The sequence below is a fragment of the Pseudomonas fluorescens genome (genome assembly GCF_902498065.1).
Classification (GTDB): domain Bacteria; phylum Pseudomonadota; class Gammaproteobacteria; order Pseudomonadales; family Pseudomonadaceae; genus Aquipseudomonas; species Aquipseudomonas fluorescens_BJ.
The window spans coordinates 388,683-401,906 of record NZ_CABVIR010000003.1; the positions used below are offsets into that span (position 1 = coordinate 388,683).

Sequence of the window (13,224 nt, forward strand, 5' to 3'; positions counted from 1 at the left end):
TTTTTGGAATAAGCGGGTGTCGCTGTCAGGGATGCAGCTGACGCGAAGGGGACGTGTGCGGTCGCTGACAGATGAGGACTGTCACAGTTATTTGTTAGCGTCGATATCTTTGAATCAGGGAGGTTTGACGATGAGATTCGCACCGAAATTTTTAGTTGCAGCACTTTGCCTAGGGCTTGCCGGCCAAGCACTCGCCACGGATCTGAAGCATTGGCCAGCCGATCAGGCCAAGGCGCTGGACGCGATGATCGCGGCCAACGCCAACAAGGGTAACTACGCGGTGTTCGACATGGACAACACCAGTTACCGCTACGACCTTGAAGAGTCGTTGCTGCCGTTCATGGAGAACAAGGGCCTGATCACCCGCGAGAAACTCGACCCCTCCCTGAAACTGATGCCGTTCAAGGACACCGCCGACCACAAGGAAAGCCTGTTCAGTTACTACTACCGCCTCTGCGAAGTCGACGACATGGTTTGCTATCCATGGGTCGCCCAGGTGTTCTCCGGTTTCACGCTCCAAGAGCTCAAGGGCTATGTCGACGAGTTGATGGCCTCCGGCAAACCGGTGCCGGCGACTTATTACGAAGGCGACGTGGTCAAGAAGCTCGACGTCAACCCACCGAAAATCTTCACCGGCCAGCAAGAGCTCTACAACAAGCTGATGGAGAACGGCATCGAGGTCTACGTGATGACCGCCGCTTCCGAAGAACTGGTGCGTATGGTCGCGGCCGATCCGAAGTACGGCTACAACGTCAAACCGCAGAATGTGATCGGTGTGAGCCTGCTGCTCAAGGATCAAAAGTCCGGCGAGCTGACCACCGCGCGCAAACAGATCACCGCTGGCAAGTATGACGAGAAGGCCAACCTCGGCCTCGAACTGACTCCGTACCTGTGGACTCCGGCGACCTGGATGGCCGGCAAGCACGCGGCGATCCTGACCTACATCGATGAGTGGAAAAAACCGGTACTGGTGGGCGGCGATACCCCGACTAGCGACGGTTACATGCTCTTCCACAGCGTTGACGTGGCCAAGGGCGGCATTCACTTGTGGATCAACCGCAAGGACAAATACATGACCCAGATTAACGGCATGATGGCCAAACACGCTGCGGCTCAAGCCAAGGAAGGGTTGCCGGTGACGGCGGACAAGAACTGGGTGGTCGTCACACCGGCGGAAATCCAGTAAGACCGAGTCGCTTCAATCGCGGGCAAGCCCGCTCCCACAGGGATCTTGGGTGTTCACACAATCTGTGTTTCACCCGAGACCTTGTGGGAGCGGGCTTGCCCGCGATGGCGGCGTGACATTCACAGAGGTGCTACTGCCGACCCGGCTTTGTTAGCAAAAAAATGCCCCGCACTTGGCGGGGCATTTTTATGGCGGCGACTAAGGCTTACAGCCCGTCAAGCATCGCCTTGTTACGCACAGCACCCTTGTCGGCGCTGGTCGCCAGCAGGGCGTAGGCCTTCAGTGCGGTGGTCACCTTGCGTGGACGTTTTTCCACAGGCTTCCAGCCTTTCTGGTCCTGCTCGGCACGGCGCCCGGCCAATTCTTCATCGCTGACCAACAGATTGATCGAGCGGTTCGGAATGTCGATCAGCACTTTGTCGCCGTCCTGCACCAGACCAATCGCGCCGCCGGCAGCGGCCTCGGGCGAAGCGTGGCCGATGGACAGGCCCGAAGTGCCGCCGGAGAAGCGACCGTCGGTGAGCAGGGCGCAGGCTTTGCCCAGACCTTTGGATTTCAGATACGACGTCGGGTACAGCATTTCCTGCATGCCCGGGCCGCCTTTCGGGCCTTCGTAACGGATGATCACGATGTCGCCCGCTTTCACTTCGTCCGCGAGGATGCCGCGCACGGCGCTGTCCTGGCTTTCGAAGATCTTCGCGTTGCCTTCGAACACGTGGATCGACTCGTCGACGCCGGCGGTTTTCACCACGCAGCCGTCCAGCGCGATGTTGCCGTAGAGAACGGCCAGGCCGCCTTCTTTCGAGTAAGCGTGTTCGACACTGCGGATGCAGCCGTTTTCACGGTCGTCGTCCAGGGTTTCCCAGCGGGTCGACTGGCTGAACGCGGTTTGCGTCGGGATGCCTGCCGGGCCAGCCTTGAAGAAGTGATGTACGGCTTCATCGTCGGTCTGGGTGATGTCCCATTTGGCGATGCCTTCGGCCAGGGTCTTGCTGTGCACGGTCGGCAGGTCGGTGTGCAGCAGGCCGCCACGGGACAGCGAGCCGAGGATGCTGAAGATCCCGCCAGCGCGGTGCACGTCTTCCATGTGGTACTTCTGGATGTTCGGCGCGACTTTGCACAGTTGCGGCACGTGACGGGAGAGGCGGTCGATGTCGCGCAGGTCGAAATCGATCTCGGCTTCCTGGGCGGCGGCCAGCAAGTGCAGGATGGTGTTGGTGGAACCGCCCATGGCGATGTCCAGGGTCATGGCGTTTTCGAACGCCTTGAAGTTGGCGATGTTGCGCGGCAATACCGACTCATCGTTCTCGCCGTAGTAACGCTTGCACAGCTCGACGATGGTGCGGCCGGCCTGCAGGAACAGCTGCTCGCGGTCGCTGTGGGTGGCGAGGGTCGAACCGTTGCCCGGCAAGGCCAGGCCCAGGGCTTCAACCAGGCAGTTCATCGAGTTGGCGGTGAACATGCCGGAGCACGAACCGCAGGTCGGGCAGGCGCTGCGCTCGTACTCGGCGACTTTCTCGTCAGAAGCGCTGGAGTCGGCGGCGATCACCATGGCGTCGACGAGGTCGAGACCGTGGCTGGCCAGTTTGGTCTTGCCGGCTTCCATCGGGCCGCCGGACACGAAGATCACCGGGATGTTCAGGCGCAGGGCGGCCATCAGCATGCCAGGGGTGATCTTGTCGCAGTTGGAGATGCAGACGATGGCGTCGGCGCAGTGGGCGTTGACCATGTATTCGACGGAGTCGGCGATGATCTCGCGGCTCGGCAGCGAATACAGCATGCCGTCGTGGCCCATGGCGATGCCGTCATCGACAGCGATGGTGTTGAATTCTTTCGCTACACCGCCGGCGCGTTCGATTTCGCGGGCGACCAGTTGGCCCAGGTCCTTGAGGTGGACGTGGCCCGGTACGAACTGGGTGAAGGAGTTGGCAATGGCGATGATCGGCTTTTTGAAGTCGTCATCTTTCATCCCCGTGGCGCGCCACAATGCGCGGGCACCGGCCATGTTGCGGCCGTGGGTGGATGTTTTCGAGCGGTAATCAGGCATGAAGCACTCCGGGCGGCTAATTCAGGTATCAAAAGGGAAGTGAGCTTCTATTGACGTCTGGAACACTCAGAAATGGCCGTGTGTCCGGAAGTTGCCGATAACTTTGCGGGATCGCCGCGCGCTTCAGCTTGAGCTCATAAACCCGCCGGGGGATGACTGGCGATGAATGTCGCGATTCTACACGGCTGGCGTCAGGAGGGAATGCCGGGAAACGCTGATCCTGCCTCAGTGGCGCGCGCGGGATGACGACCGGCGTGTATCAACTCGCGTTCAGCGCCAGATTGCGCTGCATGATCAGCGCGTTCAGACCCAGACCTGTGGCGCTCAGGACCAGGAAGCACAAGGCGAGTGCGGTGGTGAGATCCTCGGAGGCGAGATTGATCACCACACTGATCACCCCGCCGCAGAGGAAGATCATCACGCCGCCGACCGATGAGGACGTACCGGCATCCTGTGGATAAAGGGTCATGGCTTTGGAATTGGCGATAGGCCGGGCAATGGTGGTGCCGGCCGTGCAAATGAGCATGGGGATCAGCGCCGCCGCCGCAGTGAGCCCGAACTGATTGGCCAGCCACAGCATGACCAGCCCCGACAGGGCGATCAGCCCCAGGCCGATCACGATCTGCGAGTTGGCCGGCAGGCGCCGATGCAGCGCGCTGGCGACTATCCCGCCGAACACATAAGCCACGCCATACAGCAACAATGTCCAGGCGAATTCGTAGGGCGTGAGTGCCAGGCGCTCCATGAAAATGATCGGCGACATGACGATGAATGAAAAATGGCAGGCGAAGGCCAGGCCGGAAATAAGCCAGTAACCCATGAAGCGTACGTCGGCACACAGCCGCCAATAGGCACTGAAAAAGCGAGCGGGCGGCGCCGTATGACTGCGCGGCGTTTCCTTGAGCAAGACGCCAGCCTTTGTCCAGACAATGGCGGCTAACGCGATAAAGACATAGAAGCTGCCCTCCCAGCCCAGGTGCATTTGCAGCCAGGTTCCGAGCAGCGGCGATATGGAAATGAACACCCCGCCGCCGGTCGTCATCCAGATCCTGATTCGCTCCTGTTGCTTGCCGACGAACAAATCCTGAATCAAGGCCTGCGACAGCACAAAGGAACCGCAACCCACGGCCTGAATGACGCGAAACACCAGGAACCAACTGTAATCGCTGGAAAGCAGGCAACCGGTTGCACCCACCATCGAGATGGCGATGCCGGTCAGCAACAGGGTCTTGCGCCCCCACCTATCCGACAGCGGCCCGACCAGCACCACCGATAGCCCAAGGCCAATGGCGAACAGGCTGACTGAAAGGGCAATGTCGGACGCGGAGGTACGGAAGTAGTCAGAGAGCGCGGGAAAGGAGGGGAGCACGACGTCCAGCGGGAAAACACCCAGCAGCGTCATCGTCATCAATAGCAGGATGAGCGCCGATTTTTTCGCGGTATGCGTGGAAGGGTTCATCAACAACGCTCTCGATCCGTGAGGGGTGGCCGAGAGTTGACCTGATGGACATGGAAGTCAATGCGGGGTGTGTAGGACTGTTCTGAAACTGTTGCAGGGGCGAGCTGACTCGCTCCTGCAAGCAGTGAGCGGTTTAGCTGTTTGGCAGCAACCGGCAAGTAATGCTCTTGATGTAACGCGTTTCAGCAATCGCCGGGTGCACCGGATGATCCGGACCCTGGCCGCCGCGTTCCAGCATCTGGATGTTGCGATCCAGGTGACGGGCGCTGGTCAGCAGGATGTTTTGCAGATCGTCTTCCGGCAGGTGCATCGAGCACGAAGCGCTGACCAGGATGCCGTCCTTGCTGAGCAGGCGCATGGCTTGCTCGTTCAGGCGACGGTAGGCGCCTTCACCGTTTTTCATGTCTTTCTTGCGTTTGATGAACGCCGGCGGGTCGGCCACGATCACGTCGAAACGTTCTTCGCTGGCTTTCAGCTCTTTCAGGGCTTCGAAGACGTCGCCTTCGATGCAGGTCATTTTTTCGGCGACACCGTTCAGCGCGGCGTTGCGCTCTACGCCATCGAGGGCGAAGGCCGAAGCATCGACGCAGAACACTTCACTGGCACCGAACGCGGCCGCTTGCACGCCCCAGCCACCGATGTAGCTGTAGAGGTCGAGCACGCGTTTGCCTTTGGCGTAAGGGGCCAGGCGTGCGCGGTTCATGCGGTGGTCGTAGAACCAGCCGGTTTTCTGGCCCTGGATGACCGGCGCTTCGAATTTCACGCCGTTCTCTTCCAGCGCCACCCACTCTGGCACCAGGCCGAACACGGTTTCGACGTAGCGGTTGAGGCCTTCGGCATCGCGAGCCGCGGAGTCGTTCTTGAACAGAATGCCGCTTGGCTTGAGCACTTGGGTCAGCGCCGCGATCACGTCGTCTTTATGGGCTTCCATAGTCGCCGACGCGATCTGCACCACCAGGATGTCGCCGAAACGGTCGACCACCAGGCCTGGCAGCAGGTCGGAGTCGCCGTAGACCAGGCGATAGAACGGCTTGTCGAACAGGCGATCACGCAGGGACAGGGCGACGTTCAGACGATGCACCAGCAGCGATTTGTCCAGCGGCAACTTGATGTCGCGCGACAGCAGGCGGGCGCAGATCAGGTTGTTCGGGCTCATGGCGACGATGCCCAGCGGCTTGCCGCCGGCAGCTTCGAGGATCGCCTGGTCGCCGGCCTTGAAACCGTGCAAAGGGGTCGCCGCTACATCGATTTCGTTGCTGTAGACCCACAAGTGACCGTTTCGCAGGCGACGGTCGGCGTTGGCTTTGAGGCGCAGGCTAGGCAGGGACATGACGTCGCTCCGGAAAAAAGAGCGGGAGTATAGCGTGTTGAGGGTGACGACGGGTTTGAAGGCGATGAAACACTGATGACCTGCTCGCGTAAGCGATTTCAAATGCAACGCCGACACGAAACTTTGGCCGATGTTGCCCGCCAGTGTGTCGGATCCAACTTTATAAAGGTTAGAATCGGCGCCTGTCCCAGAGTGTGTACTTATGTCCCAAGAGCTGACCACCGAACAGATCCAACAGTCCCTGCAAGGCATCAGCGTGCCGGCCCAGCCGCAGATCATGGTGGATTTGCAGATGGAGCAGTACATGCCCGACCCGGATCTGGAGGTCATCGCCAAGCTGATCTCCCAGGACCCGGGACTCTCTGGTTCCCTGCTGAAAATCGTCAACTCGCCGTATTACGGCCTGAGCAACAAGATCGCCTCGATACAGCGTGCGGTGAATCTGCTGGGTAGCCGTTCGATCATCAACCTGATCAACGCGCAGTCGATCAAGGGTGAAATGAACGATGACACCATCGTCACCCTGAACCGTTTCTGGGACACCGCGCAGGATGTGGCGATGACTTGCCTGACCCTGGCCAAGCGCATCGGCGTCCAGGCGGGGGATGAAGCGTACGCCTTGGGCCTGTTCCACGACTGCGGCGTGCCGCTGATGCTTCAGCGATTCCCGGACTACATGACCACGCTGGAAGAAGCCTACGCCAGCGCCAGTGCCGAATGCCGGGTAGTGGACACAGAAAATCGGGTGTTCAATACCAACCATGCGGTGGTGGGTTATTACACGGCCAAATCCTGGCGCCTGCCGGAGCACGTGAGCACCGCGATCGCCAACCACCACAACGCGCTGGCGATTTTCAGCGATGAGTCATCGCGCAACAGCCAGCTGAAAAACCTGTTGGCGATCCTGAAAATGGCCGAGCACATTTGTGCGTCCTACCGGGTTCTGGGCAACCAGAACGATGACCATGAATGGAACACCATCGCGCCGCTGGTGCTCGATTACGTCGGCCTCTCGGACTACGACTTCGAAACCCTCAAACAAACGATTCGCGACCTCGGCACTCACCGCTGAGTGTCGTCAGAGCCTGATTCGAGAGCGCCATGCCTGAACTGCCAGAAGTCGAAACCACCCGCCGCGGGATTGCGCCTCACCTGGAAGGCCAGCGCGTCAGCCGGGTGGTCGTGCGTGATCGTCGCCTGCGCTGGCCGATCCCTGAAGACCTGGATGTGCGCCTTTCCGGCCAGCGTATCGTGCTGGTGGAACGGCGTGCCAAGTACTTGCTGATCAACGCCGAAGTCGGCACGTTGATCAGCCATCTGGGCATGTCGGGCAATCTGCGTCTGGTGGAAGTCGGCATGCCGGCGGCCAAGCATGAGCATGTGGACATCGAACTGGAATCGGGCCTGGCCCTGCGTTATACCGACCCGCGACGGTTCGGCGCGATGCTCTGGAGCCTCGATCCGCTCAACCACGAATTGCTGATTCGCCTGGGCCCGGAGCCGTTGACCGACCTGTTCGACGGTGAGCGCTTGTTCCAGCAATCCCGCGGGCGCTCGATGGCGGTCAAACCGTTCATCATGGACAACGCGGTGGTGGTCGGCGTCGGCAATATCTACGCGACCGAAGCGCTGTTTGCGGCCGGGATCGATCCGCGTCGTGAGGCCAAGAGTATTTCCCGGGCGCGCTATCTGAAATTGGCGATCGAGATCAAACGCATCCTGGCCGCCGCCATCGAGCGCGGCGGTACGACGTTGCGCGACTTTATCGGTGGCGACGGTCAGCCCGGTTATTTCCAGCAGGAGTTGTTCGTGTACGGCCGTGGCAGTCAGCCGTGTAAGGTCTGCGGTACAGAGCTGCGGGAAGTCAAACTCGGGCAGCGCGCCAGCGTCTTTTGCCCGCGCTGTCAGAGCTGATATGTCCTACGGTCTATAGTCAGTGTTCTCACTGCTATAGGACTGAGCCATGAACCTGCTTCGAACCGCTGTCGTCGTTTTGCTGCTGAGTGTCGGTGCACCAGCGCAGGCGGCAAACACGGGCAGCGGTGATCCGCGCTACACCATCCAGAATCCCCCGGCGTACGCCATGCTTGGCGACTTGCTGATTGCCCGACCCTTGCTGGTCGTGGCAACGGTGATCGGCGTGGGGGCGTTTGTGGTGTCGTTGCCGTTTACCGCGTTGGGCGGCAATGTCGGCGATGCAGGACAGGCGTTGGTGGTTGACCCGGCGAAAGCGGCGTTCGTGCGGTGTCTGGGGTGTATCGGGGAGGGGTTTGAGCAGCGGGAGTGAAACCAGTCACATGTTTGGTGTGTTTGATGGCCTCATCGCGGGCAAGCCCGCTCCCACAAGTGACCGCGCAATACCTGTGGGAGCGGGCTTGCCCGCGATGGCGTCAGGACAGACTCCGCACATTCAAGCCTTGCCGGTAATCTTCCGGTACTTCTCCATCAACTGCTCTTCAGTCTCCGGATGCGCCTCGTCCAGTGGAATGCAATCCACCGGGCAGACCTGCTGGCACTGAGGTTCGTCATAGTGGCCGACACACTGGGTGCACAGGTTCGGGTCGATCACGTAGATCTCTTCGCCTTGGGAAATGGCGGCGTTCGGGCACTCGGGTTCGCAGACGTCGCAGTTGATGCAATCGTCGGTGATGATCAGGGACATGCTAACTCCAGCCGGGGCGGCAGGCCCGGGCGCTAAAAACCAATGCGCGCAATTGTGCCGCATTGGCGCCCGCAGTGCACGCGGGCGCCGCTTGAGCGGTCGTTACTTCTTGAAGCGTTCGGTCAGGGCGTCCGCCACCGCAGGGTGCACGAACTTGGTGATATCGCCGCCCAAGGCCGCGATTTCACGGACCAGCGTCGAGGAGATGAACGAATAACGCTCGGACGGCGTAAGAAACAGGCTTTCCACATCCGGCGCCAGCTGACGGTTCATGTTGGCCAGCTGAAATTCGTATTCGAAGTCCGACACGGCGCGCAAACCACGCAGGAACACGTTGGCATTCTTCTCTTTGGCGAAATGCGCCAACAGCGTCGAGAAGCCGACGACTTCAACGTTCGGCAGATGTTTAGTGACCTCGCGGGCCAGCTCCACACGTTGTTCCAGGGGAAACAACGGGTTTTTCTTCGGGCTGGCAGCAACGGCGATGATCACATGATCGAACAGGCGCGCGGCGCGTTCGACCAAGTCGCCATGGCCCTTGGTAATAGGGTCGAAGGTACCTGGGTACAACACTCGGTTCATCGCGTCGTCCTGGCGGGAGTCCGTTGGGGAGTCGGATGGTATCGCAGCCTTCCCGGTCGGCCAAGTCGCCTGTTGGGTAAGAAAGCACTATAGACGATGGGAATATTCGCTCTTTTCAAGGTTTTTTCAAACGTTCGGCCAGCGAAGTTGCCAGTTGCGCCGTCAGCCCGTAGACCGACAATTGCGGGTTTGCACCAATGCTGGTGGGAAACAGCGAGCCATCGTGGATCGATAGATTGCTGAGCTGATGATGCCGGCCGAGGCTGTCGGTTACAGCGTTTTTCGGGTCCTCGCCCATGGCACAACCACCCATCACATGGGCACTGCCCAGCCGTGTGCGATACAACTCAAGGCTCAGACCGTCGATCAGCGTGCGTGCTTCAGCCAGGGTTTTCACATAGCGCGCATCAGCGTGCATCGGCATCACAGCGTTGGCACCGCCGGCGAACTGGATTTCGGCCATGCTGTGGAAGGCGCGACGCAGTCCGTCCCAGGCGTAGGGTGAAACCTGATAGTCGAGCACGGGCGTGTTGTCACCGCGCAACTCGACACTGCCGCCAGGGCTGTCGGGGTGAAAACCATCGCGCAGCAACGCCAGCATGGCGTGGGTATGCGGCAGGTTCTCCATGTGTCGGGCGCTTTCCTGGCCAAAACCGCCGAGCAAGGTGGCCGCCAGCGCCGGGTGCAGCGGTGGCACTTCGAGTTTGTAAGCCATCTTGCCGGTCGTGCCGTCCTGCCATTGGAAGTGGTCGGAGTAGATCGACTGTGGCGCGCCGTAGAACGGGTTGATCACCTCGTCGAACAGCCCCGCGGACATGTTGACCAGATGCAGAAAGGTCCGTTTGCCCAGCCGCTTGTGCGGGTCCGGCGCCTTCGATCGCAACAGCAGCGCAGGGCTGTTGATCCCGCCGCCAGCCAGCACGTAATGCCGCGCCTTGACCGTGATCGTCTTACCCGTGGGGGCGACGCAACGGTCGTCCATCGCCACGCATTGCAGGCCGGTGACCTTACCGTCCTTGATCTCCAGTTTTTCCGCGCGGGCCAGGTAAATCAGTTCGCCACCCTTTTCCAGGGTCGCCGGAATCGTCGTCACCATCATCGATTGCTTGGCGTTGGTCGGGCAGCCCATGCCGCAATAGCCGAGGTTCCAGCAACCGCGCACGTTGCGCGGGATGACGTGCCAAGCGTAACCGAGCTTCTCGCAGCCCTTGCGGATCACGTCATTGTTGGCGTTGGGCGGGACCCTCCAGGGCGCGACGCCGAGACGCTGCTCCATTTTCTCGAACCATGGCGCCATCTCGGCCGGGCTGTGGCCTTTGACGTCGTGCTCTCTGGCCCAGTGTTCGAGCGTCGGCTCCGGTGTGCGGAAACTCGAGGTCCAGTTGATCAGCGTGGTGCCGCCCACCGCGCGGCCCTGAAGGATGGTGATCGCGCCGTCCTTGCTCATGCGGCCGATGCCTTCTTGATAGAGGCTGGTGTAGGCCTGGTCTTCAAGCATTTTGAAGTCGCTGCTGGTTTTGAGCGGACCTTCTTCGATCAGCAACACTTTGTAGCCGGCGGCGCTGAGGATTTCAGCGGTGGTGCCGCCGCCCGCGCCGCTGCCGATGATCGCCACGTCCGCTTCGAGGGTCAGGTCTTCGGTCAGTTGCGAGCCGTCGCGGGTTTTCCAGCCGCGGGCCATGCCTTCGCGGAACGGATCGGGTACGGGCATATTCGGGTTCTCTTATTGTTTTTCGATTCTGTGGTGAAGCGGCTGACGCCTTCGCGGGCAAGCCCGTTCCCACAGGATTTAAGGTGGGCCACCCTTTTGTGAACGACTCGAACTCTGTGGGCGCGGGCTTGCCAGCGATTGGGTCGACCGGGTCTCAAACCGTAGGCGGCCCGGGATACCCGCAATGCGCCCACGACTCCGCCCGGCTGTACCACGCCATCATCACCAGTTGCAGCAACGAGCTGTGGCCCATGCGCAACAGGCTTAATGAACTGTTTTCCCAGCGATCAAGAAAGTGCCGAATCTCATCAGCACTGGCGTTTTCCCAACTGCCCCAAATCCCGGTCAACGGCCCACGCGTCACGGCCATTCCCAGCACATCGAACAATTGCCGAGTCAGCTTGAGCATTTCCGGCGACAGGTGATTGAGGCTGTTATCCAGGCAGTGCAAGGTCTGGTCGAGCGCCATCGGCATTGTTCCGGCGACCACGGCGCCCTCGAGCATCACCGGAATCAGCGCCCGCAAAAACAGCAGATCGCCGCTGCGCAGCATCGCGAAACCGTCGGCCGGGAGGCTCGACGAACAGCCGCTGAGGCTCGCGCCCAAACCGGCCGTCGCCAGGAAAGCAGACGCGCCGAGGCTGAATTTAAGCAAGCCGCGCCGAGACAGCGCGGGTGTATCGGACAGGCTTGGGCTCATTATTGTTATTACCCGACGGTGACGGTCATTAGCGGATAAACAGCTTCTGGATCAGTTTCTGAATGGATTTGCCGTACGGCGGGTAGATCAATTTCGCCGCGTTGAAACGCTGTTTGATCAGCACACCCTTGGCCTTGCTGAAGGTCAGGAAACCTTCATGGCCGTGGTAATGGCCCATGCCTGAGGCGCCGATGCCGCCGAAGGGCATGTCGTCCTGCGCGACGTGCAGCAACGTGTCGTTCAGGCACACACCGCCGGAATGGGTTTCATGCAGGACGCGGTTTTGTTCGCGCTTGTCGTAGCCGAAGTAATAGAGGGCCAGCGGACGAGGTCGCTGGTTGATGTAGGCAAATGCTTCATCCAGATCCTTGTACGGAACGATTGGCAGCAGCGGGCCGAAGATTTCGTCCTGCATCACCATCATCTCGTCGGTGACGTTGAGCAGCAGGCTATGGCTCATGCGCCGGCCTTGGCCCTGATCGAACAGCGGAATCAGCAGCGCGCCTTTGCTGGTGGCATCGCTGATGTAGCCGTTGAGCCGGGCCAGTTGCCGGTCATTGATGATCGCGGTGTAGTCCGGGTTGTCAGCCAGTGTCGGATAAAACCCACGAACCGCCTGACGGTAGGCTTCGACGAAAGAGCCCACGCGATCCTCCGGCACCAGCACGTAGTCCGGGGCGACGCAGGTTTGCCCGGCGTTCAGCGTCTTGCCGAACGCAATGCGTTCGGCGGCGTCCTTCAACGGCACATCGCGAGAGACGATGGCCGGGGATTTGCCGCCCAGCTCCAGCGTCACCGGCGTCAGGTTCTCGGCCGCCGCGCGCATCACGTGTTTGCCAATGCTGGTGGCGCCGGTGAACAGCAGGTGATCGAAACGCAAGCGGGAGAACGCTACGCCGATATCAGCCTCACCGAGCACCACGCAAACCAGGTCTTCGGGAAAGATCCGGCCCAGCAGCTCCTTGAGCAGCAGGCCCGTGGCGGGGGTCGACTCGCTGAGTTTGAGCATCACCCGATTGCCCGCCGACAACGCGCCAACCAACGGCCCGATGGCCAGGTACAGCGGGTAGTTCCACGGCACGATCACCCCGACCACGCCCAGCGGTTGATAAACCACTTTGGCCGAGGCCGGCTGAAAGGCCACGCCGACTTTGCGCCGCGAAGGTTTCATCCAGCCATTGAGGTGCTGACTGGCGTAATGAATGCCGTGCAGGCTGGGCATCAGTTCCGCGAGCAGGGTTTCATCGGCGCTGCGGTGGCTGAAATCCTGGCTGATCGCATCGATCAGGGCCTGACGTTCATTGCTCAACAAATCGCGCAGGGCTTTGAGCCATTGAAGTCGCTGGGCAGCGGGCGGCATCGGGTTGGCGGCATAGGCTGCGCGCTGGGCGTCGAACCGGGTTTGAAGTTCCTCCAGGGGCTGCTGCAGGTTCTGCAGATAGGCGATGTCAGCAGTCATGGTCGGCTCCGGATTTTATTGTAATGAAGAGCTTTTTAGAGTTTGTGCTCTATAAAGTCAAATGCCATCCTGGCATCGTGTTGTTTTA

Annotated in this window: 12 protein-coding genes; 4 read left to right on the plus strand and 8 right to left on the minus strand. The window is 60.5% G+C overall.

The window, feature by feature from the left end:
- The first annotated feature begins 130 nt into the window (after positions 1 to 130).
- On the plus strand, positions 131 to 1,186 hold the full coding sequence (locus F8N43_RS14555) for a haloacid dehalogenase-like hydrolase (protein ID WP_150653958.1): 1,056 nt from the start codon (positions 131 to 133) through the stop codon (positions 1,184 to 1,186).
- A 205-nt stretch (positions 1,187 to 1,391) separates the two neighbouring features.
- On the opposite strand, the gene ilvD is transcribed toward F8N43_RS14555, so the two are convergent.
- The 3 genes from ilvD to F8N43_RS14570 all read right to left on the minus strand — a co-directional run bounded on the left by ilvD (position 1,392) and on the right by F8N43_RS14570 (position 6,022).
- Entirely contained in the window at positions 1,392 to 3,233 is a 1,842-nt protein-coding gene (ilvD, locus tag F8N43_RS14560) for a dihydroxy-acid dehydratase (RefSeq protein WP_150632750.1), read from the minus strand.
- A gap of 259 nt (positions 3,234 to 3,492) precedes the next feature.
- A complete protein-coding gene (locus F8N43_RS14565; RefSeq protein WP_150653959.1) occupies positions 3,493 to 4,692 on the minus strand; it encodes an MFS transporter in 1,200 nt (399 codons plus the stop codon).
- 133 nt (positions 4,693 to 4,825) lie between these two features.
- Positions 4,826 to 6,022: a class I SAM-dependent rRNA methyltransferase gene (locus tag F8N43_RS14570; RefSeq protein WP_095052499.1), complete on the minus strand. Its 1,197-nt coding sequence runs from the start codon at positions 6,020 to 6,022 to the stop codon at positions 4,826 to 4,828.
- A 256-nt stretch (positions 6,023 to 6,278) separates the two neighbouring features.
- Here F8N43_RS14570 and F8N43_RS14575 point away from each other — a divergent pair, with 256 nt between their 5' ends.
- From F8N43_RS14575 to F8N43_RS14585, 3 genes are read left to right on the plus strand one after another with little or no spacing between them, the layout of a single operon-like run.
- Positions 6,279 to 7,094 (plus strand): HDOD domain-containing protein, encoded by an 816-nt coding sequence (locus tag F8N43_RS14575; protein ID WP_191623715.1) that lies wholly within the window; start codon positions 6,279 to 6,281, stop codon positions 7,092 to 7,094.
- Positions 7,095 to 7,123: 29 nt separating this feature from the next.
- Positions 7,124 to 7,936 carry a bifunctional DNA-formamidopyrimidine glycosylase/DNA-(apurinic or apyrimidinic site) lyase gene (gene mutM / locus F8N43_RS14580; RefSeq protein WP_150638018.1) on the plus strand — a complete coding sequence of 271 codons (813 nt, stop codon included), beginning with the start codon at positions 7,124 to 7,126 and terminating at the stop codon, positions 7,934 to 7,936.
- A 49-nt stretch (positions 7,937 to 7,985) separates the two neighbouring features.
- A complete protein-coding gene (locus F8N43_RS14585; protein WP_150653960.1) occupies positions 7,986 to 8,309 on the plus strand; it encodes a multidrug transporter in 324 nt (107 codons plus the stop codon).
- 123 nt (positions 8,310 to 8,432) lie between these two features.
- Here the strand turns inward: F8N43_RS14585 and F8N43_RS14590 are convergent, their stop codons facing one another.
- From F8N43_RS14590 to F8N43_RS14610, 5 genes are all read right to left on the minus strand, one after another.
- Positions 8,433 to 8,684, minus strand: a complete 252-nt coding sequence (locus F8N43_RS14590) for a YfhL family 4Fe-4S dicluster ferredoxin (RefSeq protein WP_003195146.1) — start codon at positions 8,682 to 8,684, stop codon at positions 8,433 to 8,435.
- Between the two features lie 102 nt (positions 8,685 to 8,786).
- Positions 8,787 to 9,266 (minus strand): pantetheine-phosphate adenylyltransferase, encoded by a 480-nt coding sequence (gene coaD / locus F8N43_RS14595; RefSeq protein ID WP_007945531.1) that lies wholly within the window; start codon positions 9,264 to 9,266, stop codon positions 8,787 to 8,789.
- Between the two features lie 115 nt (positions 9,267 to 9,381).
- Positions 9,382 to 10,977 carry a GMC family oxidoreductase gene (locus tag F8N43_RS14600; RefSeq protein WP_150653961.1) on the minus strand — a complete coding sequence of 532 codons (1,596 nt, stop codon included), beginning with the start codon at positions 10,975 to 10,977 and terminating at the stop codon, positions 9,382 to 9,384.
- A gap of 154 nt (positions 10,978 to 11,131) precedes the next feature.
- A complete protein-coding gene (locus F8N43_RS14605; protein WP_150638014.1) occupies positions 11,132 to 11,677 on the minus strand; it encodes a twin-arginine translocation pathway signal protein in 546 nt (181 codons plus the stop codon).
- A gap of 28 nt (positions 11,678 to 11,705) precedes the next feature.
- Positions 11,706 to 13,136: a coniferyl aldehyde dehydrogenase gene (locus F8N43_RS14610; protein WP_150638012.1), complete on the minus strand. Its 1,431-nt coding sequence runs from the start codon at positions 13,134 to 13,136 to the stop codon at positions 11,706 to 11,708.
- Positions 13,137 to 13,224 lie beyond the last annotated feature (88 nt).

What these genes read in the sequence shown, in the direction of transcription:
- mutM (WP_150638018.1), top strand. Translation starts at nt 7,124, where the DNA reads ATGCCTGAACTGCCAGAAGTCGAAACCACCCGCCGCGGGATTGCGCCT.
- F8N43_RS14565 (WP_150653959.1), bottom strand. Translation starts at nt 4,692, where the DNA reads ATGAACCCTTCCACGCATACCGCGAAAAAATCGGCGCTCATCCTGCTA.
- F8N43_RS14585 (WP_150653960.1), top strand. Translation starts at nt 7,986, where the DNA reads ATGAACCTGCTTCGAACCGCTGTCGTCGTTTTGCTGCTGAGTGTCGGT.
- F8N43_RS14610 (WP_150638012.1), bottom strand. Translation starts at nt 13,136, where the DNA reads ATGACTGCTGACATCGCCTATCTGCAGAACCTGCAGCAGCCCCTGGAG.
- F8N43_RS14600 (WP_150653961.1), bottom strand. Translation starts at nt 10,977, where the DNA reads ATGCCCGTACCCGATCCGTTCCGCGAAGGCATGGCCCGCGGCTGGAAA.
- F8N43_RS14605 (WP_150638014.1), bottom strand. Translation starts at nt 11,677, where the DNA reads ATGAGCCCAAGCCTGTCCGATACACCCGCGCTGTCTCGGCGCGGCTTG.
- ilvD (WP_150632750.1), bottom strand. Translation starts at nt 3,233, where the DNA reads ATGCCTGATTACCGCTCGAAAACATCCACCCACGGCCGCAACATGGCC.
- F8N43_RS14555 (WP_150653958.1), top strand. Translation starts at nt 131, where the DNA reads ATGAGATTCGCACCGAAATTTTTAGTTGCAGCACTTTGCCTAGGGCTT.
- coaD (WP_007945531.1), bottom strand. Translation starts at nt 9,266, where the DNA reads ATGAACCGAGTGTTGTACCCAGGTACCTTCGACCCTATTACCAAGGGC.
- F8N43_RS14590 (WP_003195146.1), bottom strand. Translation starts at nt 8,684, where the DNA reads ATGTCCCTGATCATCACCGACGATTGCATCAACTGCGACGTCTGCGAA.
- F8N43_RS14570 (WP_095052499.1), bottom strand. Translation starts at nt 6,022, where the DNA reads ATGTCCCTGCCTAGCCTGCGCCTCAAAGCCAACGCCGACCGTCGCCTG.